Here is a 22,616-nt window from a genome sequence, read left to right on the forward strand (position 1 = left end):
CAGATGGCCTGTGCAATTTCGAGGTCGCTGGGTCGGGTCATGATCAATGCTCGGTCTTGTCTGCCTCGGCGTGGCCGTTGCCGCTCGCCTGGGCCAGGAACATCGGCATCTCGCCCGTCTCGGTGGTGAGCTGGGCGGCTGCGATGTCGCGCTCGTTGTCGTGGAATTTGCGAAGCCCGAGCATCAGGCTGCCGCCGATCTGATCGAGCAGGCTCTTGATAACCTCGGCGCGGCGCATCAGGTTGTCGCGCTCGGCGTTCACCTTGGCGACCTGGCGGCGCAGGCTCTCGTTCTCGAACTCGATCAGCGCCTTGTTGCGGTTGAGCACCTCGTTCTCGGTGCGCAGCGACTGCAGGTCGGTCTCAAGCGAGGAACTTTCGTTCGCGAGGTTCATGGTCTCTCCTTTGTTGTGGCTACATCAACGACCAGAGCAGCTCCGCCACGTAGATCAGCACGATCCAGACGGCGAAGTTTGCGAGCAGCATCAAGAGGCGAAGATGGTTTGCACTCATTCCGCGAGCTTCCTTCGGATTTGAGATCGGATCGCGGTGTGAAACCATCTGCCGATGGCCGTGCCGCGATGGAGGATCACGAGGGATCGTTTCCCCTCTGGGCCGGTGAAGTGGACGCGCGTGTGCTTGGCACCTTGGGAGACGCGGACATTCGAACCGCCTTCCTCGTGAACGGCGGCGACCACATCGCGCACCAGCTTCCGCATCATCCGACCTCCTCAGCGAGGACGCGGCGGATGAAGGCTTCGTACCGCTCGCAGGCGCGGATGACCGCGCTGTGGTCGATGTTGAAGCTGCGCGCGATCTGGTGATAGCTCGCGCCGGTCGCGACCTTGGCGAAGGCCATGATCTTCTGGCGCGAGGCGAGGATGTCCCGATTGGGTCTTGTCCGCAGATCGTTGAGCGTGACGCCGAACACCTGTGCGCCGACCGAGCACGCGATGGTGCAATGGTTGAGGTAAGGGCGCGCTGCGCTGATCGCGTTGAACTCGTCGAGCATTTTGCGATAGCGAGCCGCATCAGTCGCCACGAGCGGCACTGCAAGCGAGCTACCCTGCACATGCGGCCAGCCGAGCTGCATGAGCGCATTGTCGTCCACGATAAAGCGGAACATCACCCGTCACTCCGGTTTACGCATCACTCAAAGGACGATCACCCGCACCGTCAGTCACATGCGCAGTCGAAGGTGCTTCGCCTTCGGATTTCGGCTTGGGCTTCGGCGCGTGCGCTGCGGCATGCGCGTCGATGGCGGCGATGGCCGCCTGGCCGATCGGGGGAGCGGTGCCGCTCAAGCGCTGCGCCAGGCGCGGCGAAACGTCCTTGGCGGTGTCGGAAGCGACGGTGAAGCCCGCATCCTCCATCTCGTCGCGGCCATACATGCCAGCGATGATGTCGGGGCAATACATGCGCGCCCAGTCGCGGCTCATGTTGTAGAACAGCTGCAGATCGGGCTTCTTGTCCCAGAGGGGCGAGCCCTTCACCTTGCCCTTGTCGTTGTGGCCAGGATGCAGCTTGCCGAGCGTGAACTGGTCGGGATCGGCGTCGAGCGGCGGGAAATGGCGCGGCTCCTTCTCGCCCTTGAAGGTTGCCCAGACCCGGCAGCGACGCTTGTTGCCTTCGCCTTCATAGCCAACCTGCAAGCGGGTCAGCAGCGGGGCACGCTGCTCGATGATCGCGTGGAAGAACTGGGACTCGTAGGCAACCCGCTCGACCTTCTGGCCGTTGACGTACTGCTCGACGGTATACGTCCAGCTCGCGAGCGACAGCGGCGAGATGTCCAGCTCCTGCGCCTTCATGCAGATGCCGAACATGCCGCCGACGTTGCCCTGCAGCCACGGCGGGATCATCGGGCCTGCGGCCGACAGCAGCTTGGCAGCATCGACCATGTCGCGCAGGTTCGCGTAATCGACGCCGCCGCCCTTGAACAACGTGACGCCTTCCGTGCGTTCGCTGACCACCTTTTCGGCATCGCCGCGTGCAAGATCACCTCGCGTAACGCGAGGCTGCGTTGCTTCCGGTGCATCCGAGAGTTTAGTGTCCGCCATCATTGCATTGCCTCACTGCGATTGCGTTTCCATTTGAAGGAACGCTTGTTTTGCTGCTCAGATCGCGTGGCCCAGCGGACGTTATTAGGTTCGTAGTCGCCGTCGTTATCGGGCCAGCGGTCGAGAGAATGATCAGGTGAAGGGCGCGGTCCTACGTCGGCAAGGAAAGCGGGGAATGACTTCGTCCAACGATCACAGACCTTGATGCCGCGCCCGCCGTAATCATCCCAGTTAGGTGCATCCTGGTTGGTGCATCGATACTTCATCCCGGACCAAGCCCGATATTCAGGTGTCATTTGGTCGCCGATGCATGCACCGTGATCGACGTTTTTGCTCAGGGTATTCGTCTCGACCCTGCGACACCCGCACGATTTGGAGTGGCCGTTCTTGAGGTTGCCAGCCCGCACGTCGATGCGAGCGCCACACTCGCAATCGCAAATATAGATCGTCGGCGTTCGCGCACTCGCTTTCACCTTCAGTGCCGCGACAGTGAGCCGCCCGAAGCGTTGTCCGGTGAGGTTAACGAACTGCATTAGGCAGCCTCCCGCAGCTCAAATTTGATGCGGTCATCGACCGACTTGCGATACCAGTCCGGAAGGTCGATATACTCAGCATCGGCGTGGTCGTCGCCGGGTCCCGGCCAGTGTTTCGACTGGTAGCACTGCAAGAACGTCTTGCGGGCAAGCTCATTGAGAGCGTGACCGCGCGCGATGTCTTCGTCTTTCATGGTGACGGCGCGGACGCAGAACGGTGCGTTGCTCTCGACAAAGAGGAAGGTGAAGCTCGTGGCGGGCAGGCCGAGCGCCGTCGCGCCCTCCATCACCAGTGCGGCCTGTTGGACATACCCGTATTCAACGATTGCCTTCTGAAGATCGCGCCAAGCCACCGACTTCGTCGTTTTCAAATCGACGAAATCGCCGCTGTCGTTGGGGGTGTCGTCGGGCCGCGCCTTTTCGAAGAAGCCATATTTGTTGCGCCAGATCAACGACCGCTCCGGTGCGCCGCCGAGAATGCCCTGCTGGACGAGCGGAAACTTGCCAAGCGCGACGATCATGCCCTTGGCACGCTCGACCATCTCGGGCGTCATGATGTACTTGCCAGCCGCGATCTGCGCGGCCTTCCAGTCGCGCCATTCTTTCCGGTTGCCCTGATAGGCCACGCCACCGACCGTTGCGGGGCGAAGGACGCAGTCGTGATCGAAGGGCTCGCCTGCAACTGCGGCATGCACGAAGCGGCCCAGCGCCATCGACTCACTCTGCTCCGCATCATCAACGTGCGCGGGGTTGAACCGCGACCGCTCGAATGCATGCGCAGGCGACTTGTTCAGGTTGCGGTAGAAAGACGACGACGTGCTGACCTCGACGCACAGGTCAGGGCGATGATAGACGGCCAAGGGGATGCCCCGATAAGCACCAGGCGTGGCGATCTGGTTTCCGTCCCACTGGATAGACTGCATGACGACACGAACCTCCGGCGCAAAGCAGTGACGACCTTGGCGCGAGCCAAGGGCGGCGAAGTGCGATGATTTGGAAGCGGGTCACCTGCTACACGGCAGGTGATGACACCGTGGTTTCGAGATCATGAGGGGCGATGGTGATTTGCTGTTCTTTGCGCCCGCCTGATGTGATCGATTGTCAATCTCGCCTATTGCAGTGTCAACAGCTCGATGCAGCGCAGACCCGGAAAGTTTGATGCAGCGTGTTGCGACGCTTAACAGCCGCACCACTGAGTCTTCTTCGCTCGTCGATATTTCCTGCCGGTTGAGTCAGACCCGTTATTTTGAGCTGCGCGCAAAATTTCTCGTGACATGAGGCATCATCAGGGATGATGAATGCGGATGCGGTTCAGCGTCTGGGACACCCCCGAGTCCGAACAGGTTCTTCGCGCGATGTGGATGGAAGGCAGCTCAGCGGCGTTGATCGCAGATGCCCTGCACACGTCGCGCAACTCCGTCATCGGCAAGGTCCATCGCCTCGGGTTGTCGCGGACTCGGCGCAAGCCGAAGGTCGCGAAGCAGCCGACCAGGAGGTCCAACGTCGTCCCGCTGCGCCGCAAGACGGCGAAGCCGACGAAGCGTCCTGGCGAGCCGGTGCCGTTCCTCCGGGTGAAGTGGTTTCACTGCCGCGCCGTGCTCGATCAGCGCGGCAAGGACGGGCTCGCGCTGTTCTGCGGCGAGCCGAAGACCATCGGCTCGCCCTGGTGCGTCAAGCATCGGCGCGTGTTCACTGCAGCGAGGGTGCCCTGATGACAATGCGCGAGGCCCGGTGATCACTCCCGCTTCACCGTGGCCCTGCAAAACGCAAAGGGACACCAATGGCGAAAGCAGCGAACACGACCAACGATTTCGAACCCGAAGTCGTGCAGGAACTCCTGGGGAAGATCGACGGCTACCACGCCGACCTGGCAAGCGAGCGCGGCACGTTTATGAAGACCTGCCGCAGCATCCGCGAGAGCATCAACGCCGTCTACCAGGAGGCCAAAGCGCGCGGCGTCCCGACGAAGGAATTGCGCGCCCTGGTCAAGATCAGGGAAAACGAAGAAAAGAACCGCCAGATTTATAACGAGCTTGAGGCCGACCAGCAGCAGGTTCTCTCGATGCTGGCGACCGCCGAGGGCGTGAAGGATCTGCCACTCTGGCGGGCGGCATCCCTCGCCATGGACGCAGCCACCGCCACCGCTCACTGACGGCGGCGTCCCATGCCGTACAACCCGCGCATCATGGCGCTCGATCTCGCGTCGCGCACCCCGGCGCGCGATAGATACGTCTACGCCCTCTATGCGAGCGGCCAGCTCTTGCCGTGCTACATCGGTGTAGGCAAGGGCAATCGCCTCAATCAGCACTGGATCAATGCGAAGAACGACCGGTTCCGGGGCAATCTGAGAAAGCATCGAACTCTTCGTGCATGTTGGCTGCGCGGCATCGACGTGCGGGCCGAGAAGATTGCTGTTGACCTGACCATAGATCAGGCTGGCGCGATCGAACGCTTTCTAATCGACTGCTACGGCCGCCGTGATCTCAGGACAGGCTGTCTATTGAATGCCTCGGCCGGGGGTTTCGGCACGAGAAACTTCGCGCCGAGTACGCGAGCCAGGTTGGCGGAAGCGGGCCGCAGGCACATGGCCCGACCAGAAATCAGGGCGATGCTCGATGAACGCAAGGCGACCCCAGAAGCTAGATCGAAATTGATCGAAGCAAACAGGCGGCGGCCTCCTCCATCAATCGAGAGCAGGGAGAAGATGGCTGAAGGATGCCGTCGCAAAAATGAACGTAACCCTGAGAGCTACGCAACGTTTCTTGCTTGCCGGAGACCTGGCGGAAATCGAGGTTGCAAGCAATCTGCCAAGGCAAGAATCGCCATATCGGCGTCGCTTCGCGAACAATGGAAAGACCCTCAATTAAGGGCAGCGAGATCGGCAACCTTCAGAAATCCCGCGCCAGGGACAAAAGCTCTTATGGACGCATCGCGCTTTGGTAGGAAGCCAATGCTCGGCAAAAAACACTCTCCGGAAACACGAGCGAAAATGTCAGCAGCGCATCGTGCGCGCCTGCAAACACCTCAAGAAGAATGAGCTAAATGTTACCGCGTATACTTGCCCTTGATTTGGCGTCCAGAACTGGATGGGCCAACGGCTGTCCGAGTGATGCAACGCCGCGATCCGGCTCCGTGCGCTTTGCGCGCGAGGGCGCGAGCATGGGCGTGCTGTTCGCGGGCTGCAGGCAGTGGCTGTCCGACTTCCTTGCCACCGACCCCGACATCAAGCTGATCGTCTTCGAAGCCCCGATGACGCCGCAGCAGATGGCGGGTCGCACCACCGCCGACATCATGCGGAGGCTGAGCGGCCTCTGCGCGGTGGTCGAGGAGCTGGCCTGCACGCGCGGCGGCTACGCCGTGCGTGAAGCGCGCGTGTCCGATGTGCGGGCGCACTTCATCGGCTCGAACCGCCACAAGCGCGACCAGGCCAAGGCGTTGACGATCAGCGCCTGCCACCGGCTCGGCTGGGCCCCCTCCGATGACAACGCCGCCGACGCGCTCGCGCTTTGGCACTACCAGGCTTCGATCCTCGACCCGCAGCTCGCAGTGCAGACCTCGCCGCTGTTTCGGCGGCGGATCGCGGCGGCAACGATGGGAGCATGACGCATGCCGCGCATCAGGACCATCAAGCCGGAATTCCCGCAGTCGGAAACCATCGGCAAGCTGTCGCGGGAAGCGCGCCTGCTTTTCATCCAGCTTTGGACCATTTGCGACGATGAAGGGAGGACTCGCGCAGCCTCGCGAATGCTCGCGAGCCTTCTCTACCCCTACGACGAGGACGCTCCGAGCCTCATCGACGGATGGCTGGCCGAGCTTGAACGTCATGATTGCATCGTCCGTTATGTGGTTGAGGGCTCGACTTACCTCCAGGTCAATAACTGGTTGAAGCATCAGAAGATCGACCGTCCTGGAAAATCGAAGCTGCCGGTTGTCAGCGAAGGTTCGCGATTGCTCGCGAATGATCGCGAGGATGCATCGACGGACCTAGGATCTAGGACCATAGGACCTAGGACCGTGGACCAGGGACCTAGGACCAATGCCGCGCCTGTCGGCGCGCCGCGCGTTGCGCGCCCTGGCGAGCTTGATCTTGGCCAGGCCGAGGCAGCGAAGCCGACCAAACCGCAACGAGCCGATCCCGAAACCGAGCTGTTCCGCCGAGGCCGGGAGGTCCTCGGCAACAGCGCAGGCGGTGTGATCTCCCAGCTGCTCAAGGCGAAGGGCAAACCCGAGCTTGCACGAGCGGCGGTGGAGGTCGCCGCGACCAAGGAAAATCCCCGCGAGTACATCGGCGCGATCATTCGCGGCAAAGCCGAAGAGGACACACCGAGAGGAGCAATCCTGTGAACCAGCGTCTGCGTCTCGACGAGGTTCTGCGCATGCTGGCAAGCGTCGGCTGCGATCCGCGATCCTTCACGGGGTCGAAGGCATTCCGCTGCCCTGCGTGCTCGCACCAGCGTCGCAAGAAGTTCTACCGCTGCCTGTCCATCCGGTCCGATCCGGATGGTTTTTTCTTCCGCTGTTTTCACTGCGACGACTTCAAGGGGAGCTATCGGTATGAATACGCTCGCGCCAACGACCGCCGCGTTCTTCGAAGCAAGGGGGATATCGCCCGAAACAGCTACGCGGTTCGAAGTTTATACGGGAGCCCTCACCGGTGAGAAGCCCGACCGGCGCGTGGTCGCGAACCCGCGCGGCAACATCGTGGTCTATCCGTTCCTGGAGCACGGCGTGGTCGTGAACGAGAAATATCGCGCAGAGCGCAACGGCGAGAAGCTCTTCTGGCATCGCAAGGGCGGCAAGCGGACGTTCTGGAACGCCGATGCCCTCGACGACCCGGCGCTTGAAACCGGCACGCAGCCGCTGGTCATCACCGAAGGCATCGAGGACGGCATGGTCGCCATCGAGGGCGGCTGGCCGCTCACCGTGTCGGTGCCCGATGGCGCGCCGCCTGTGCCGAAGGATGGCAGGCCGCTGCCGCCGCTCGATCCGCAGACCGAGCCGAACGGCAAGTTTGAATTCCTGTGGCTTAACCGGGATCGCCTGGGGCGCGTGAAGCGCATCATCCTGGCGGTCGATGACGATGGGCCTGGGCAACGGCTCGCCGCTGAGCTCGTGCGGCGCATCGGTGCCTGGCGCTGCCAGTTCGTCAGCTATCCGACCGGCTGTAAGGACCTGAACGACGTGCGGCGCAAGCTGGGCCCGGATGCCGTGGGCACGGTGCTGCGCGAGGCCAAACAGTACCCGGTGCGCGGGCTCTACCGGCTCTCCGAGTATCCCAACCTGCCGACGCTGGTGCCGGTCTCGTGCGGCTGGCCTATCTTCGACGGCTTGCCCGGCAACGGCTGGATGAAGCTTTTCCCTGGCGAGTTCATGGTCGTGACCGGCATCCCGAGCCACGGCAAGTCGACCTGGATTTTGAACCTACTGTTCAAGCTCGCGCTGCTTCACGGCTGGCGGGCCGCGATCTTCTCGCCCGAAATGCCGACCGTGCCGTACCTGCGCGACAAGCTTCGCAAGATCGTCTCGGGCAGCGACGCAGCCGATCCGGCGACAGACCAGTTCATCGAAGACAATTTCGTCTTCCTCGACAACGACCCCAACGACGAGGAAGAGGACGACATTACGCTGGAATGGATCGTCGAGAAGGCGCGCGATGCGGTCAAGCGCGACGGCATTCGCGTGCTGGTCATCGATCCCTGGAATGAGATCGAGCACGCGCGGAAGCCGGACGAGACCACGCACGAGTACATCGGGCGCGCGATCCGCATGCTGAAGCGGTTCGGCCGCCAGTATGAGGTCGCAGTGATCGTGCTCGCCCATCCGACGAAGGACGTTTACGAGCGCGGCAAGCTGCGGACGGCGACGCTGTATGACATCGACGGCTCGGCGCACTGGTTCAACAAGCCGGACCACGGGCTGGTGATCGAGCGCGATCCCGTCAAGGCTGAGACCACCGTGCACATCTCGAAGGTCCGCTTTGAGCAGACCGGCTATCGCGGCGCGATCCGGATGAGCTTCGACCTGGAGACGCAGCAATTCAGTCAACTTCAGGAAAACCAAGGGGAGCTGGCCTATGAGTGACGTGCTGCTGATCCGGCGCGAGCCGATGAAGTTCAATCCGCTGGAAGACCTGGTGATGGACGACGAGGCTCCGTCGATCTGGGACGGGCCCCACGTCGGCAAGCGGCTGTCCGAGGCGATGCAGACGCTGCGTATGCTGCCGATGCCTGGCGTCTGCGGCTATCGGCCTGGCTGGCCTCCCTACGTCTACGAGTTCGACGATCTGGTCGAGCAGCACAAGCAGGGCGAGCTGGAGCGGACGCAGCAGCTGCAGAACCGCACCAGGCTGCTGCCGTCGCTTCGCGATATCACGCGCATGGAAGCGGCGATCTGTTGGCCTGCGCAGTACCTGGGGCGGCTCGTGCATCTCGTCCTGGCCGTGAATGCCATGGCGCTGGCGCACGCCCTGGAGCGCGATGCCGGATGGGTTGCGGCCAAGCGCGGCGGCTACGCCGACACCTGGCGGCAGCGCCACGACCAGGGCTGCGAGATCATCGCTCGCGGATTGCGCAACGAGCTGGTGCCGGTGTTCTGACGACGAGTGCGTGAATGGAATTTGAAATCCCCCACGGCGCGGAGCGCGAATATCTGATCATCTTCGGCGTGGCAGCGGTCTACATTGGCACGAGTCCGATTGGCGAGCCCTGCATCGTCGGCGCGACGCGCGATCTCAATCTGACCCTGCGCGGCATGCAGCGAAAGTGGCTTCGGTCGGAAATCTCGTGCGCCTACTGGGTCAAGGACCGCGATATTGCCGAGGCAATTGCTGTCGAGGTCAGCGGCGTGCTTCCGCATGATCAGGACGGGCGGCTCGCGGTGCGGGCCGAGACGGCCGCGCGGCAGATCGAGACGGTCGCTCGCGACTGGCATATCCCCCTGACAAATCACGACGCCGCGATGGCGCGCGTGAAATCGGCGGTCAGGCACGTCCAGGAGGTGATCGATGCGGCGAATAAGACTGGCCAGCTCGCCTGGTTCAACACCGCCTATCGGGCCTGGCGTCTCGACGCGAAAAAGATCGGGGCCGGGATGAGCTACGCTGAAGCGCGAGCGCGGCTGCGCAAGGCAGTCACCAAGCGGCTGATTACGTTAGACGTTCTCGATTGCAGCGAAACGCTGCTCGCCGAAATCTTCCCGGCGCTGACGCTTGCGCGCTGAAAGATTTACGTTGACGGCTCAAAAAATCGGGATCATTCATCGCGCGCAAGCGGCCCCAATTGCGTCCTGCGCCGCGCAACTCCTCCCCCACCGATTTACGTTGACGGCTGAGTCCTGGCCTGCGCTTGATTGCAGCACAGCTCGATGCCCAGAGCCGAGCGCTCTCGGGTCGAGGCCGTGGTTTCATCATGCACAGAGACTTGGACTAACCGGCTTCCGGCAACGGACGCCGGTTGTTTTTTGGCAACGCGTGATGCACGGAAGTTGATGTCTGCTTTGCTCCTAGAGCGACGCGGTTGCTGCGCGGTAGCGAAATGTCGCGATGGGCCAAAGCCGGAAGTAGATTTAATGCAGATAGGGTCGGATTGCTCGGTTTTTTCAGTTAATAGCCCGAGGAATGGCCACAATAAGAGCCGTGAGAATGATGTCCCGAGAATGGTCACCGGGCTTCCCGAATATTGCTCTTATCCGTGTCTCCCCCTCCATCCTGGCATCGCGCTTGTAGTCGGGATGCTCTTGTAGCGCCGTCATGGCGTTTTGAACGACGGCGGTCGTATCGACGTTGCGACTGAAGATAATCAGGGCTGTTTTCGTGTCTCGCCACGTCACGTAGCTGAGCAACTGATCGATGGCCTCCGTAAACTCCTTCTGCCCGTGCCAGATTTTGCACTCGGCGACAAATAGGTTGACGTTATCATCCCTGACGATGATGTCGGTGTGCCCGGCGCCGTTAAAGGTTTCGCCGGTCGCTGTCCCTTCATACTGGCCATTGAGCTGGACCAGATAATGGTCGCGGATCGTTTCCTCGGGCGCAGCCGAGAAAACCCTCGGGTTGCGCTCCATAACGAAAGACATATTCTCGATGATGCGAAGGATGTTCTGGTATTCAGCCTCAGCGATCGTTGGTTCCGGCCTGAATGTACCACTTGGCGTCCTTACGATCGCCGGGACGCGCCGCACTACAGGCGACACAAAAGTCAGAGGCGCACCCTCACGATGTTGAAGGGGGTAACCAAGGGATGCGGCCAGATGCCTCGCATTGAGTAGACGGGTCCGCCGCCCATTCACAATGCGCTGCGCTTCTTGTTCCAGTGAAGCGTTGAACGGATCGATCTGGATGGCCTCATAGCCGATGTATTTATTGATCTTGGCAATTTCAGCATCAAAGGAAGCTCGTAGTTCTTCCGTCGTTACATCTCCGATCGCAGCTCTGCGAATGAGAACCGAACCTTGCATATTGCGTGAGTCAATCCGGGCAACTGTCGGCTTATCCAGGTCGTGCGTGTCCGGCTGGTGATTCAGCAGCCCCGAAGCTCCCGTGTATGGGACCTCAACGGAATAAATGAATCCGTCTGTCGGCACCGTCATTGGGAAGATTATCGTGTTTTTAAATTCGGTCGGTGTCTGGGAAACAGGCTCTCCGAGTTGCAAGGGCGGCAGATAGGCGTCCGCCGCAATCGCCTGAATAAGATCGTCGGGGGAGTTCTGCAGGAAAAGATCATCAGATAACTCGTCGATGGTGTTTTCCATTTTATGAATCTGGTCGCGCAACACTGTCGTCAGGCTTCGCTGCGAAAATAGCGGGTCAGGTGGGGGAGGCAGAATCGGCATGGAATAGCCCCGGATTGAAAGGCTTGGCAATATCACCTTTCCCGTGTGCAATACAAAGCTATGTTAGGGGACACTTCCGGTCAGGGTCACTTTCGACCGTGTCTCCGGGCTTTGCCTGCTATTTGATGTCTGCTTTGCCCCAAAAGCAACCGGTGCCGGGGCCATGCCATAAAACCCGAGAAGGGCGGCGATCGGTTACGCTGTTCGCGACCGTGCGCCAGCCGCTGCCCAACGGGGCCGGAATGCGTCGCGCCGATGGCCGAGAAAACCAACATGGTTAGACAGCTCGCCAACAACATCGTTGAGAGCCTGCGCGCTCAGCCGCTCGTCCTGGCGCTGGTCCTGATCAACGTCATCGTGCTTGCAGGCTTCGCCTTCACGCTGCACGAGGTTGGCAAGTCAATCGCGCGCAAGGACGCGATGCTGCAGAGCTGCATCGACAAGCGCTGAACAGAAAAAGGCCCGGATTGCTCCAGGGCCTTTTTGGTCGGGATCGGCGGATTATCAAAATCGGGCTTCTAGCACCGGCAATGGCTTCTCGCGCAGGATCGCGCAGAAGATGATCGCGAGCAGCGGCGAAAAGAAAAACGCGATCAGAAACCAGCCGAAGCCGGATCGATTGCGTCTCACGCTGGCGAAGAGGCCAACGGCGATGCATAGTGGAAGCCACATCAGAAAAACGAACGTCATTGCTTTTGCTCCTATTCGGTGGGCGCGCGTGATTGCCGCCCCTCACTGGCTCAAGCCCGGAAGCCGAAGCACCGGGCAAGAGCTGGAGGATGCGCGAGCCGTTAGGCCAGCTTGTATGAGGTGACCCCGTCCTCTCGGGTGCGCTCGGCCTTCGCGCCGTTCGGCAGCCGGGTGAGCGCGGCGCGCAACGTGTGCGCCTGCCAACCCAGGGCCTCGCACATCTTCTCGACCGTCGAGCCCTTGCCGCCGAGCAGATCGAGCAGCATCGCGGTCTTCGATCCGGCGCGCGGGCCCTTCGCCTGGTCGCTCTTAGCGGCGACCGCCTTCTTGGCAGAGGCCTTCTTCGCGACGGGCTTCTTCGCGACGGGCTTCTTCGCGGCGGGTTTCTTCTTGGTAGCCATTTCAACTTCTCCTGGTTTGCGCGGCCGACCGGAATGGTCCCCGCTGCACTGCCCCGAGCCCAGAAACCCGTTCGGGTGCTGGGCGTGGGCAGCCAAGGAGGCTGCGGCTTAATCTCGCGCGAGCTTCACGCTCTTGGCCCAAGCATTCAGCGTCTTGATCCAGGCGTCGTATGGACCTGCGTAGCCTTGCCGGAAAGCAGCGCCTTGTCGGCGCGATCCATCAGACGTTCGATGATGCGCTCCAGCCGGTCTTCGGTTGGCTTGTCGATATCGCAAGCCGGAAAGATCGGCAGGTGCATGCCGTAAGGCGAGTCGAGCATTCGATTTCTCTTTCGTGGTTTCGCGCCTGGCGTTGATTGCCGCGCCGTTTCGTTGCCCCGTACATCGCTCTGCTGCGCCCTGACATCCAGTCGAACCGTAGCCATGGCATTGCAAAGATGCTGCAGAAGCAGCAATGGAAGTGCTGGCAGCGTTTTACGGATTACCGAAGGAAGCAGCGTCCTTTGCCGGAAGTGCCCAGGGATATGGATCGGCCGGTTAGGCTTTCCCCAAGGCCACAGGCCGCCCGTGTGGCGCGCGGCGATAGGGACGGCCCAATCCTCGGCAAGGCGGAAAGAACGCGCGTGTGGCCAAACCGTGCGGCTCGGCAGAGTCGCGGAACTATTGGTTCCGGCTCGATAGACGAACATTCCCCATTCGGGCAGTGCGGTTCCGATCCGCCAGGGCGCAAGGGCCATGGGCACGGACGGCGACGCCCTGGTTCGGAAAACGAGTACCGATTGCGCAGCGGATTTCGGCCCAACCCTTTGAAGTCTGTCGGGAATTTCTTTCTCCGGGCCGGGGGGCGGCACCGAAAATCCTAAAGGAACCCATTTCCGAGCGCGGCGGCGCTCCAATTTTAGCGCCCGCACTTCCAAAATTTCGGGAAAGAAAAACATTTTCTACGGCCAAAAAGCTTCGACTTCTCAATGGCATAGCCGCAGATCGGGAATTGCCCGGAACCCACTTAGCGGGCTCCCGGATCGGCTAAGTGGGTTCCCTTAAGTCGGAATTCGCAGCGGTATTTTGCTGCCATTTTCAGAGTTGCAATGCCCATTCCCTTTAGCGGCCCTGAGATACCGGCGCTGCGGAATATTCGTCTAGGGGTCAAAACCCCGCGAAATCAACGGTTTGCCGGGGCCGCGCCCTGGCGCTTCCCAAGGGTTCCGATGGATCGAAACAACGCCGCTGCGCCAGGCGCGGATTGGGCTGCCTGGGCCACGGAAAGGCGTCCGCTGGCTGCCTTGATCCCTTATGCCCGCAACGCCAGGACGCACTCCGAGGCGCAGGTGCAGCAGATCGCGGCCTCGATCCGCGAGTGGGGTTGGACCACTCCGGTGCTGGTCGATGACGCCGGGATGATCATCGCTGGGCACGGGAGGCTGTTGGCTGCCGAGCGGTTGGGGATACGAGAGGTCCCGGTCATCGTCGCTCGCGGTTGGACGGAAGCGCAGAAGCGCGCCTACGTCATCGCCGATAACAAGCTCGCCGAGAACGCGGGCTGGGACGACGCGCTGCTCAAGATCGAGGTGGCCGATCTTACGGCGATGGGTTTCGATCTTCCGCTGATCGGCTTTTCCGACCGCGAGCTGGCGCGGCTGACGAACTCCAACCCTGGGCTCACAGATCCCGACGAGGTCCCTGATCTTCCGGTCGAGCCGGTGGCGCGGCGCGGCGACGTTTGGCGGCTTGGCCGTCACCGCCTGGTCTGCGGCGATGCCACCGACCGGGCCGACGTTGGCAGCGCGCTCGCGGGCGTGACGCCGCATCTGATGGTGACCGATCCGCCCTATGGTGCGAATTACGATCCGAACTGGCGCGAGCGCGTCTATCGCAGCGACGGGACCAAGGTCGGCGCTGGCGCACGCGGGCTCGTCCTCAATGACGACCGCGATGATTGGACCGAGGCCTGGCAGCTCTTTCCAGGCGACGTTGCCTACGTCTGGCACGGCGCGCTGCATGTCGGCGTGGTCGAGGCGAGCCTGATCGCGAGCGGCTTTCAGATGCGCGCCCAGATCATTTGGGCCAAGAGCAATTTCGCCATCGGGCGCGGCGACTATCACTGGCAGCACGAGCCGTGCTGGTACGCGGTGCGCAAGCACAAGGTCGGGCACTTCAACGGGGCCCGCGATCAATCGACGATCTGGGAAATCCCCAAGCAGCAATCGTCCGAGACCGGCCACAGCACGCAGAAGCCGGTCGAGTGCATGAAGCGGCCGATCGAGAACAATTCGTCCGCAGGCCAGGCGGTCTACGACCCGTTCACTGGCTCGGGCACCACCATTATCGCCGCCGAGATGTCGGCGCGCTCCTGCCACGGCATCGAGATCAATCCGGCATACGTCGATGTCGCGGTGCTGCGCTGGCAGGCATTTACCGGCGAGCAGGCGCATCGCGAGAGCGACGGCCGCCGTTTCAACGATCTCAAGGAGTCTGTCGATGCCTGCGCGAACGATCCCGACGCAGCTGAAACTGTTGCGCGGCAATCCAGGCAAGCGACCGCTGCACACTGACGAGCCGCAGCCCGAGGTAGCGGCCAACCTGCCTGATCCGCCGCCTTTCATCACTGGCTACGCAGCCGACGAATGGTGGACGGTCGGCGCGGAGCTGCACCGGCTCGGCCTCTTGACCATCGTCGATGTCGCGCCGCTTGCCGCCTATTGCCACGCCTATGGCCAGTGGCGCATGGCGGCCGAGGCGCTGGCGCGGATGCAGAACAACGATCCGCTGATGAACGGCATGATCATCAAGACCAAGTACGGCGACGCCGCGCAGAACCCGCTGGTCTACATCGTGCGCAAGGCCGCAGCGGACATGGTGCGCTACGCCGCCGAGTTCGGCCTAACCCCTGCCGCACGCACCCGCATCAACGCGGGCGTCCAGGGCGAACAGTCGCAGAGCAAGTTTGCCGGTCTCCTTGCCGGTTAAGCGCACGCCGCAGGGCAAGGCCCGCGCTAAAGCGGTTATCGACTTTATCGAGCGATTGACGGTGCCCAGCGGCACCGGCCAGGCCAAACCGTTCAAGCTCGACGCCTTCCAGAAGCTTTTCATCCGCGACATTTACGAGCCGCACATCGGTGCCAACCGCGCGGTGCGGCGGGCGATCCTGTCGATTGCGCGCAAGAACGGCAAAACCGCGCTCATCGCTGCAATCGTGCTCGCCCACCTGGTCGGGCCCGAGGCCATCGTCCACGGCGAGATTTATTCGGCCGCGAATGATCGCGACCAGGCGGGCATCGTCTTCAAGTTCGCGCGCCAGATCGTGGACCTGGAGCCCGAGCTGGCAGCCGAGATCGAGGTCGTTCCCTCGACCAAAACGATGATCGGCAGGCGCACCGGCTCGGTCTATCGCGCGGTCAGCGCTGAGGCTGGGACGAAGCACGGCTATCTGCCGAGCCTGGTGATCTATGACGAGCTGGCCCAGGCCAAGAACCGCGAGCTGTACGACGTGCTGGATACCTCGTTCGGCGCGCGGCAAGAGCCGCTGTTCATCATCATCTCGACGCAGAGCAACGACCCTGAGCACGTCCTGTCGAAACTGATCGACGACGGGCTGTCGGGCGTCGACCCCTCCATCGTCTGCCATCTCTACGCAGCCGACGAGGATTGCGACCTCGACGACCAGAGCCAATGGGAGAAAGCCAACCCAGCGCTCGGCAAATTCCGCGACCGCGAGGACCTGGCGACCGCGATCCGCAAGGCGCAGCGCATGCCCGCCGAGGAGCCGAAGGTCCGCAACCTGTTCCTGAACCAGCGCGTCGCGCCAGTCGCCTCGTTGATCAGTCGCGCCGAATGGATGGCGTGCAATGGCGACGCGGCGCTGCGAGACGGCGAAGAGGTTTACCTGGCGCTCGACCTGTCCAGCGTCGTGGACCTCACCGCGCTGCTGGTGGGATCGGTCGACGATCCTTGCCGGATCGTGCCGTACTTCTGGAAGCCGCGCGAACACCTCAACGAACACTCAAACCGCGATTTCGGCGCATCGAGCCGCCGCTACCAGGAATGGGCCGAGGCCGGTCACCTGCTGATCAGCCCCGGCCGGACCATCGACCCCGAGGCGATAGCTCTCTTCATTGCCGGGCTGACGCAGCGCTATCGCGTGAAGGGCCTGGCGTATGACCGCTGGCGCATCAACGATCTGCTGCGCGAGTTCGATCGCATCGGCCTGCAAGCCTGCCAGGACGGCGAGAAAGGCGGCGACGGGCTGCGGCTCGTGCCCTGGGGCCAGGGCTTCAAGGACATGGGGCCAGCCATCGACGCCGTCGAGCTGGCGATCATCGAGCGCAAGCTGCTGCACCCGAACAATCCGATCCTGAACTGGAACATGGCGAACGCCGTGGCCACGATGGATCCGGCGGGCAACCGCAAGCTCGACAAAGACAAGGCCCGGTTTCGCATCGACGGCGCGGTGGCGCTCGCCATGCTGCTCGGCCTGCGCTCGCGCGACCGCACCACGACGAAGCCGGTCGATATTGAAGCTCTCATAGGCTAGGCACATGCCGGGTAAGATCGATCTTGCTGGACAGCGGTTCGGGCGACTTGTCGTTCGAGCCGAGGTCGGTAGCACACGCGGAGGCATTTGTTGGCTCTGCGATTGCGATTGCGGAGAGCAGATCGAAGCGACGGCCTGTCATCTTCGACATGGCACGCACTCGTGTGGCTGCCTAAAAAGGGAACGTGCGACGACTATTGGACGCCAACAGCGTCCCCGGCACGGACATGCTGGTCGTGGTCGAAAGACGCGGGCATACCATAGCTGGGAAGCGATGATCCAGCGATGCACGAACCCCAGCACGAAGGCCTTCAAGAACTACGGCGGACGCGGCATTACAATCTGCGATCGGTGGAGGCAGAGCTTTGAAGCCTTCCTTGCCGACATGGGTGAGCCTCCGCAAGGCCATACGCTCGACAGAAAGAACAATGACGGCGGCTACGCGCCGGGCAATTGCCGCTGGGCAACGCGCGCCGAGCAGAATTCAAATCAGCGGGCACGAGATCAGGTCGCGTTGATCGGATGAGCACGCCCAGCAGCGAGTGGAAGCACTTCTACGACACCGGGTTTTGGCAGCGCCGCCGCAAGCTGCAGCTTCAGGCGCATCCGCTGTGCAAATTCTGCCTGGATCGCGGCGTCGTCGCCATCGCGACGGTTGCCGACCACGTTGAGCCGCACAAGGGCGACTGCAACAAGTTTGCGCTCGGTCCGCTGCAGTCGCTATGCAAAGCATGTCATGACCGAACTAAAAGGGTGATCGAATTGCGTGGTTGCGGCCTTGATGTCGATGATAACGGCTTCCCAACAGACCCGAACCATCCTTTCAATAAGAACTCGCGATAAAGGGGCAAAAGCGAAGACTTGGATTTTTGGACGCCACGTCTGCAACAAACGCTATTTGCGCTTCTGTCGCCAAGGGTTATTTGACCTGCTGCCAGCTCCGGAAATTCCATTTCCGAAGTGCTCAATAGTGGGATGTGAAGAGTTCTCTTCTTGCGGCAGCAAGTTGCGTCTTTGCAAGAAGAATTACACGACGGCATTGCCGTGGCAGGCTGATGTATGAGCCGATCCATGGCAAACTGCGGATTACTACACACTGGTATGGCCTCCGGCGACTTTTTGCATTGCCGGACGCACTCAACCACTCTCTCCAAACATCAATTTTGCGCCGGAAAGTAGCGAGTGCTGCAACAGGCTCGACTCGATTGAATAGTGGATGTTGCACTCCGCGCTCCAAAGGTTGTTCTCGCAGTTGGACAACACCGGCCCGTCAGCTTGCTGTCAGCTTGACTGACTATCATTCGCGATGAGGGAGCGACACAACCTTAGCACAAGGTTAAAGCGACATGCTCAATCGCATCAACTGCTCATCAACACTCGCTGACCAAGCTGACGAGCTAAGCAAGTCGGCATTCGGTGACAACTTTGATAAAGCTCTTGCGAGTCTGCCCGAAGGAATGGGGTGCTGCACCAGTAAGGCAGAAGCCTCGGATCCAGCCAACCCCGGCACCTCCTCTCCACCTAGGATGAGCAGCTCCCTGTCCCAACACATGACGGCCGAATTGCAGGGCGCGAATAGAGCTAACATCTGCGTTGGGCTCGCTGCAGGATGGCTTAGCAATCTCCCGAACAGCCCGAGATCCCGAATGACTGCGCTGTTACCCGGATCGGACGGGCACCGCTCAGCGGCTGCGTGCCAGCAGAGGTATGAGACGCTTATGCGATCTTCGCGAAACGAGGAGACAGAAACGTCTGAGGCGGGTTTTCATGCAAGAGCCACCGTGTTGCGGAACGCTGGCCTGGATCCGTCCGAAACAGGGAATACGTACAAATTTGGCAATGACACGAGCTTCGCGGAGTTGGCGCGCAAAATCACCACCGATGGGAGAAACTATTCGCTCGGCTTGTGTTTCGAGCGGCGTGGGCGGCGTGAAAGACACTTGGTTGCGACCTCAGCATCGGGCGGAATGATTACGCTGTTCGATCCTAATTATGGAGAATTTGCTGTTCGGTCGCAGCAGATCGGGGAGTTGTTCGAAAACCTCGCCAATCGTTACAGGAACCCCAATCGATTGGAATTGTTGAGTATCACCACGCAAAGGGTACGGACACAGTAAGGCCTTGCGGTAGCCCACGATGCCCAACCGGATTCTCTGCGATCCATTTCGCAGGGTGTCCCGGTGCTGCGATCGCGACAGCAAGGTCGTTTTTTTACCCGCGCAAGATCAAGAGCCTCCGTTGGGATCTTGACCTCCATGGTCCTTGCGAGCAAGCATGCCTTCCAGGTCACGTACCCGTTCCTCCGGCCGCTTGACCTCGGATGCGGCGACCACTTGACCATCCGCCCGCACTGCGTCCTTGCCCACTTTGCTCATCAGTCGTCTCCATAGGAAGACCGGTCTGGGGAGACCTCATGGCGACGGGCAGCGTCTCGTTGACGACCAAGAGCTTCTGTTCCGTCGTAAACCGACGCTGACGGCAACGCCGATGATGACTTCCACCTTCGAAAACATCTCTGACATAAACGTATGCCTAGGACTCGCTCAAGCCTCGTATCCCACAGCCGAGACAAATGGCCATACCTACCCGCACCGCAAGGTTCTGGTGCGGAGCCATCGTTGGATGGTTTGCGAAGATGAACGCAAGCTGGTTGCCGATCATCTCGACGACAAGCTGAACAATGAGCGAACTAACCTTACGGCTTCATGCCCAAGGTACAACGCCACGCACGGCCTGTTTACGAGTTGGTTTCCGAAGCATCAAGGCGATCCTTTCTTGCTGAATTTGTTCCAGAGGGGTCAGATTTGACATGCCGCTTCTGCGATGGCGTGCGGAGCACGGTGAGGCTCCACTTGTCACGCTGGCTTGCGCGCGAATCGTCGAACTCTCCCCAGAGGACGGCAGCGTCGGGTCGAACACCGTCTACATCAAAGGCGAAGGCACCATCGAGTCCTTTGGCAACGCTCCTCCCGGCGACGTCGACCCGCAGGGACGAAAGTGGGGCCTCGCCATCACCAAGACCGTGTTCTTCGACGCCGGGATCATCCTGAAGCAGTCGGACCGCATAGCGACGTTAAGCGAGCGAGATCGCGTGATGCTGACGCCATGTGTCGGCATCTATCGCTGCAACGGCGGCAGCAACTGGGGCGAAATCCTTTTTGCCGCGACCGGCGCAGCGGAAGTCTCGCGCCGCCTCGACAGCATCGAAGAGCGGCTCGCCGAGATCGAGCGACGCTTAGCGAAATAAACCCCGAGATGGGCCGCGATTGACTGCTCTGGCGCGACCGCGCGCCGGACGCCGCCCGCGCGGGCTTCATTCTCCGAAAAGGGAAAGACCCCGATGAAGCACGAGAGCCAGAGCGCGTTCCGCCGCGAACCGCGCGAGCCGGTCGTCGGCGGCAATCTGTTCACGCGCTCGCTCGCTGCGAGGACCATCGCTAGCCTACGGCGCAGCCAGGTCGCCGATGTTGCCGCCGAGATGTGGCCCAGCGACCGTCTCTTGCATCAGCACATCACCCGCGCCGCATCCACCCCCGCGATGACAAGCGTGGCGGGCTGGGCTGCCGAGCTTGCACAGAAGCGCACCGCCGACGTGATCGAGGCGCTCGGGCCAGCGTCTGGCGCGGCCGACGTGCTCAAGCAGTGCCTGGTGCTCGACTGGGATGGTGCGGGGCTGATCGGCGCGCCTGGGTTTGCCGCCGGCGCAGGGAACAGCGGCTTCGTCGCCGAAGGCCAGCCGATCCCGGTGCGGCAGCTCAGTGTCGGGCCCGCGCAATTGCAGCCCTACAAGCTGGCCACGATTGCCGCGCTGACGCGCGAGATGGTGGAAAGCAGCAACGCCGAAGCGCTGATCAGCGACGCACTCGTGCGTTCGACCGGCCTTGCGTTAGATGCGGTGTTCTTCGGCAGCGCCGCCGCAACGGCGGCTCAACCCGCTGGCATCCGCAACGGCATCGCCGCGACGGCACCGAGCGCCAATGCCGACGGCTTCCAGGCCTTCGCCGAGGACGTTGCGACGCTGATCGACGCGGTCGCGCCGGTCGGCGGCAAAGGGCCGTACATCCTGATCGGCTCGCCTGGTCGCGCCGCGATGATCGCGACGCACTACATCAGCTTCAAGGACGAGACGCAGTTCAGCGTCGTGGCATCGGGTGCGGTCGGCAACGATCTGGTTTGCATCGCGCCGAAGGCAGTGGTCGCGGCGCTGAGCGCCGACGCTGACGTGGAGACCGCGAGTGCGGCAACGCTCGTGATGGACACCGCGCCTGGAGCGGCGGGCACCATGGGGCCGGAAAAGGATATGTTCCAGTCCGACAGCCTCGCGGTGAAGGTGCGCTGGCCGGTGTCCTGGGCGCTCCGGAATGCGGGCGCGGTGGCATGGCTGACGCCCGCGTGGAAGTGACCATGCAGCCATTCGTCGATGATCTGCCCGAACTCGACCCGGTCATTTTCCACGAGCCGACTGAGTATGGCTGGCGCGGGTTGACGGCGCAGGGCGAAGTGCTGGAGGTCAAGAGCGGCAACGGCGTACCGGACTCGATCATCGTCGCGCGCGCTGGCAAGCCCATCGGCCGTCGCGCGGTCACGAACGAGGTGACGGTCGACATCGACGGCTATCTCGCGCATTTCAATCGCGTGGTCGCGCTCTATCGCGACAACCGGGTGGACGAGGCGCTGATAGAGTCGGACGCGACGTTGAAGGCCGCGCCGACGCTTCGCGCCAGGTTCAATCGCGCGATGGTGCTGCTCGCGGCTGGCCGCTGGGCCGAGGGCCTCGACGAATATTGGCGCTGCGAGCAGGAAGCGCCGTTCATGCGGGCCCAGGTGCGCGAGGCGCTGGACCGTGGCCTGCGCCCCTGGCGCGGCGAAGATGTGCGCGGCAAGCGGCTGCTGGTGCTGCACGCGCACGGCTTCGGCGACACCATCATGATGCTGCGGTATCTGCCGAAGCTGCTTGCGATGGGTGCTGACGTTGCACTGGACATGCCGCCTGAGCTGCAACGGCTGACGCGGCGTTGGCCCTCAGCCGATGACTGCGACTATTTCTGCCCCATCCTGCACCTGCTGCACTTCCTGCGCGTCACGCCCGACAGCGTCGATGGCAGCCCGTACATGGCGATCGAGGCCGATCTGATCAGGCGCGTGCGGCTGGCACGGAATGGCCGCTATCGGATCGGCATCGCCTGGTCGATCGGCAAGCCGAGCCATGGCGATTATCCGCGCGAGATACCGCTCGGCGAACTGATCGCAGCGCTGGGCGATGCCGAATTGCACAGCGTCCAGGTTCAGAACGCTGATGAAGCGCGGGCCCTGGGCGTCCACGTCCATGAGTTCTCGGACTTCGCCGATTGCGCGGCGCTGATGATGCAGATGGACGAGATTGTCAGCGTCGATACGGCGGCGCTGCACCTGGCCGGAGCGATCGGGCATCCGCGCGTAACCGCGCTGCTCTCGTATTGGGCCAGCTGGCGTTGGCTCGCGCCCTGGTACGCCGACATGCGGCTGTGCCGTCAGGCCGCGGCAGGCGACTGGGCGAGCGCGCTCGCCGCTCTGCGCCGCTAACTCTTCGAAAGGAT

Annotated in this window: 28 protein-coding genes; 17 read left to right on the forward strand and 11 right to left on the reverse strand. The window is 62.0% G+C overall.

All coding sequences use genetic code 11. The features are described from left to right. Nucleotides 1-43: 43 nt before the first annotated feature. The 6 genes from NLM33_RS18570 to NLM33_RS18595 form a co-directional block, all read right to left on the reverse strand. Nucleotides 44-394, reverse strand: a complete 351-nt coding sequence (locus tag NLM33_RS18570; RefSeq protein WP_254097520.1) for a hypothetical protein — start codon at nt 392-394, stop codon at nt 44-46. 114 nt (nt 395-508) lie between these two features. Continuing rightward, on the reverse strand, nt 509-718 hold the full coding sequence (locus NLM33_RS18575) for a hypothetical protein (RefSeq protein WP_254097521.1): 210 nt from the start codon (nt 716-718) through the stop codon (nt 509-511). Further along, nucleotides 718-1,125: a helix-turn-helix domain-containing protein gene (locus NLM33_RS18580; RefSeq protein ID WP_254097522.1), complete on the reverse strand. Its 408-nt coding sequence runs from the start codon at nt 1,123-1,125 to the stop codon at nt 718-720. Before NLM33_RS18580 ends, NLM33_RS18575 begins: the two co-directional genes overlap by 1 nt. A 16-nt stretch (nt 1,126-1,141) precedes the next feature. Next, nucleotides 1,142-2,056: a recombinase RecT gene (locus NLM33_RS18585; protein ID WP_254097523.1), complete on the reverse strand. Its 915-nt coding sequence runs from the start codon at nt 2,054-2,056 to the stop codon at nt 1,142-1,144. Then, on the reverse strand, nt 2,056-2,589 hold the full coding sequence (locus NLM33_RS18590; protein ID WP_254097524.1) for a hypothetical protein: 534 nt from the start codon (nt 2,587-2,589) through the stop codon (nt 2,056-2,058). Before NLM33_RS18590 ends, NLM33_RS18585 begins: the two co-directional genes overlap by 1 nt. After that, nucleotides 2,589-3,512: a PD-(D/E)XK nuclease-like domain-containing protein gene (locus tag NLM33_RS18595; RefSeq protein WP_254097525.1), complete on the reverse strand. Its 924-nt coding sequence runs from the start codon at nt 3,510-3,512 to the stop codon at nt 2,589-2,591. Before NLM33_RS18595 ends, NLM33_RS18590 begins: the two co-directional genes overlap by 1 nt. Before the next feature lie 375 nt (nt 3,513-3,887). Here NLM33_RS18595 and NLM33_RS18600 point away from each other — a divergent pair, with 375 nt between their 5' ends. The 8 genes from NLM33_RS18600 (at nt 3,888) to NLM33_RS18635 (ending at nt 9,807) form a co-directional block, all read left to right on the forward strand. Next, nucleotides 3,888-4,301, forward strand: coding sequence for a GcrA family cell cycle regulator (locus tag NLM33_RS18600; protein WP_254097526.1), 414 nt, complete (start codon nt 3,888-3,890; stop codon nt 4,299-4,301). 68 nt (nt 4,302-4,369) lie between these two features. Then, nucleotides 4,370-4,741: a GapR family DNA-binding domain-containing protein gene (locus tag NLM33_RS18605; RefSeq protein ID WP_254097527.1), complete on the forward strand. Its 372-nt coding sequence runs from the start codon at nt 4,370-4,372 to the stop codon at nt 4,739-4,741. Nucleotides 4,742-4,753: 12 nt separating this feature from the next. Continuing rightward, nucleotides 4,754-5,626, forward strand: coding sequence for an NUMOD3 domain-containing DNA-binding protein (locus NLM33_RS18610; protein WP_254097528.1), 873 nt, complete (start codon nt 4,754-4,756; stop codon nt 5,624-5,626). Between the two features lie 122 nt (nt 5,627-5,748). After that, nucleotides 5,749-6,192, forward strand: a complete 444-nt coding sequence (locus NLM33_RS18615; RefSeq protein ID WP_254097529.1) for a hypothetical protein — start codon at nt 5,749-5,751, stop codon at nt 6,190-6,192. Nucleotides 6,193-6,195: 3 nt separating this feature from the next. Next, nucleotides 6,196-6,933 (forward strand): hypothetical protein, encoded by a 738-nt coding sequence (locus NLM33_RS18620; RefSeq protein ID WP_254097530.1) that lies wholly within the window; start codon nt 6,196-6,198, stop codon nt 6,931-6,933. 210 nt (nt 6,934-7,143) lie between these two features. Further along, entirely contained in the window at nt 7,144-8,670 is a 1,527-nt protein-coding gene (locus tag NLM33_RS18625; RefSeq protein WP_254097531.1) for a DnaB-like helicase C-terminal domain-containing protein, read from the forward strand. Beyond that, nucleotides 8,663-9,184: a hypothetical protein gene (locus NLM33_RS18630; protein WP_254097532.1), complete on the forward strand. Its 522-nt coding sequence runs from the start codon at nt 8,663-8,665 to the stop codon at nt 9,182-9,184. Before NLM33_RS18625 ends, NLM33_RS18630 begins: the two co-directional genes overlap by 8 nt. 14 nt (nt 9,185-9,198) lie before the next feature. After that, entirely contained in the window at nt 9,199-9,807 is a 609-nt protein-coding gene (locus NLM33_RS18635; protein WP_254097533.1) for a hypothetical protein, read from the forward strand. A gap of 378 nt (nt 9,808-10,185) precedes the next feature. Here NLM33_RS18635 and NLM33_RS18640 read toward each other — a convergent pair whose 3' ends face one another. Beyond that, nucleotides 10,186-11,418 carry a hypothetical protein gene (locus NLM33_RS18640; protein ID WP_254097534.1) on the reverse strand — a complete coding sequence of 411 codons (1,233 nt, stop codon included), beginning with the start codon at nt 11,416-11,418 and terminating at the stop codon, nt 10,186-10,188. A gap of 273 nt (nt 11,419-11,691) precedes the next feature. Here NLM33_RS18640 and NLM33_RS18645 point away from each other — a divergent pair, with 273 nt between their 5' ends. Then, nucleotides 11,692-11,868 (forward strand): hypothetical protein, encoded by a 177-nt coding sequence (locus NLM33_RS18645; protein ID WP_254097535.1) that lies wholly within the window; start codon nt 11,692-11,694, stop codon nt 11,866-11,868. 54 nt (nt 11,869-11,922) lie between these two features. Here the strand turns inward: NLM33_RS18645 and NLM33_RS18650 are convergent, their stop codons facing one another. From NLM33_RS18650 to NLM33_RS18660, 3 genes are all read right to left on the reverse strand, one after another. Beyond that, nucleotides 11,923-12,108: a hypothetical protein gene (locus NLM33_RS18650; RefSeq protein WP_254097536.1), complete on the reverse strand. Its 186-nt coding sequence runs from the start codon at nt 12,106-12,108 to the stop codon at nt 11,923-11,925. Nucleotides 12,109-12,209: 101 nt separating this feature from the next. Next, the gene (locus NLM33_RS18655; protein WP_254097537.1) at nt 12,210-12,509 is read right to left on the reverse strand and encodes a DUF3489 domain-containing protein; all 300 of its coding nucleotides are present in this window, start codon (nt 12,507-12,509) and stop codon (nt 12,210-12,212) included. A 146-nt stretch (nt 12,510-12,655) separates the two neighbouring features. After that, the gene (locus NLM33_RS18660; protein ID WP_254097538.1) at nt 12,656-13,447 is read right to left on the reverse strand and encodes a hypothetical protein; all 792 of its coding nucleotides are present in this window, start codon (nt 13,445-13,447) and stop codon (nt 12,656-12,658) included. A 270-nt stretch (nt 13,448-13,717) separates the two neighbouring features. Between NLM33_RS18660 and NLM33_RS18665 the strand changes: the two genes are divergently transcribed. The 5 genes from NLM33_RS18665 to NLM33_RS18685 all read left to right on the forward strand — a co-directional run bounded on the left by NLM33_RS18665 (nt 13,718) and on the right by NLM33_RS18685 (nt 19,157). After that, entirely contained in the window at nt 13,718-15,061 is a 1,344-nt protein-coding gene (locus NLM33_RS18665; protein WP_254097539.1) for a site-specific DNA-methyltransferase, read from the forward strand. Then, nucleotides 14,988-15,476: a phage terminase small subunit P27 family gene (locus NLM33_RS18670; RefSeq protein ID WP_254097540.1), complete on the forward strand. Its 489-nt coding sequence runs from the start codon at nt 14,988-14,990 to the stop codon at nt 15,474-15,476. Before NLM33_RS18665 ends, NLM33_RS18670 begins: the two co-directional genes overlap by 74 nt. Beyond that, nucleotides 15,466-17,040: a terminase large subunit gene (locus tag NLM33_RS18675; protein ID WP_254097541.1), complete on the forward strand. Its 1,575-nt coding sequence runs from the start codon at nt 15,466-15,468 to the stop codon at nt 17,038-17,040. The genes NLM33_RS18670 and NLM33_RS18675 overlap by 11 nt, the downstream gene beginning before the upstream one ends. Before the next feature lie 522 nt (nt 17,041-17,562). After that, nucleotides 17,563-17,883, forward strand: a complete 321-nt coding sequence (locus NLM33_RS18680; RefSeq protein ID WP_254097542.1) for an HNH endonuclease — start codon at nt 17,563-17,565, stop codon at nt 17,881-17,883. A gap of 707 nt (nt 17,884-18,590) precedes the next feature. Continuing rightward, on the forward strand, nt 18,591-19,157 hold the full coding sequence (locus tag NLM33_RS18685) for a YopT-type cysteine protease domain-containing protein (RefSeq protein WP_254105830.1): 567 nt from the start codon (nt 18,591-18,593) through the stop codon (nt 19,155-19,157). A 108-nt stretch (nt 19,158-19,265) separates the two neighbouring features. Here the strand turns inward: NLM33_RS18685 and NLM33_RS18690 are convergent, their stop codons facing one another. Next, nucleotides 19,266-19,415, reverse strand: a complete 150-nt coding sequence (locus NLM33_RS18690) for a hypothetical protein (RefSeq protein ID WP_254097543.1) — start codon at nt 19,413-19,415, stop codon at nt 19,266-19,268. A 434-nt stretch (nt 19,416-19,849) separates the two neighbouring features. On the opposite strand from NLM33_RS18690, the gene NLM33_RS18695 reads away from it, so the two are divergent. The 3 genes from NLM33_RS18695 (at nt 19,850) to NLM33_RS18705 (ending at nt 22,602) form a co-directional block, all read left to right on the forward strand. Then, on the forward strand, nt 19,850-20,287 hold the full coding sequence (locus NLM33_RS18695) for a hypothetical protein (protein ID WP_254097544.1): 438 nt from the start codon (nt 19,850-19,852) through the stop codon (nt 20,285-20,287). Nucleotides 20,288-20,380: 93 nt separating this feature from the next. Next, nucleotides 20,381-21,442: a phage major capsid protein gene (locus NLM33_RS18700; protein ID WP_254097545.1), complete on the forward strand. Its 1,062-nt coding sequence runs from the start codon at nt 20,381-20,383 to the stop codon at nt 21,440-21,442. Next, nucleotides 21,418-22,602: a hypothetical protein gene (locus tag NLM33_RS18705; RefSeq protein WP_254097546.1), complete on the forward strand. Its 1,185-nt coding sequence runs from the start codon at nt 21,418-21,420 to the stop codon at nt 22,600-22,602. The genes NLM33_RS18700 and NLM33_RS18705 overlap by 25 nt, the downstream gene beginning before the upstream one ends. Nucleotides 22,603-22,616: the final 14 nt, after the last annotated feature.

Source organism: Bradyrhizobium sp. CCGUVB1N3 (assembly GCF_024199925.1).
GTDB lineage: Bacteria > Pseudomonadota > Alphaproteobacteria > Rhizobiales > Xanthobacteraceae > Bradyrhizobium.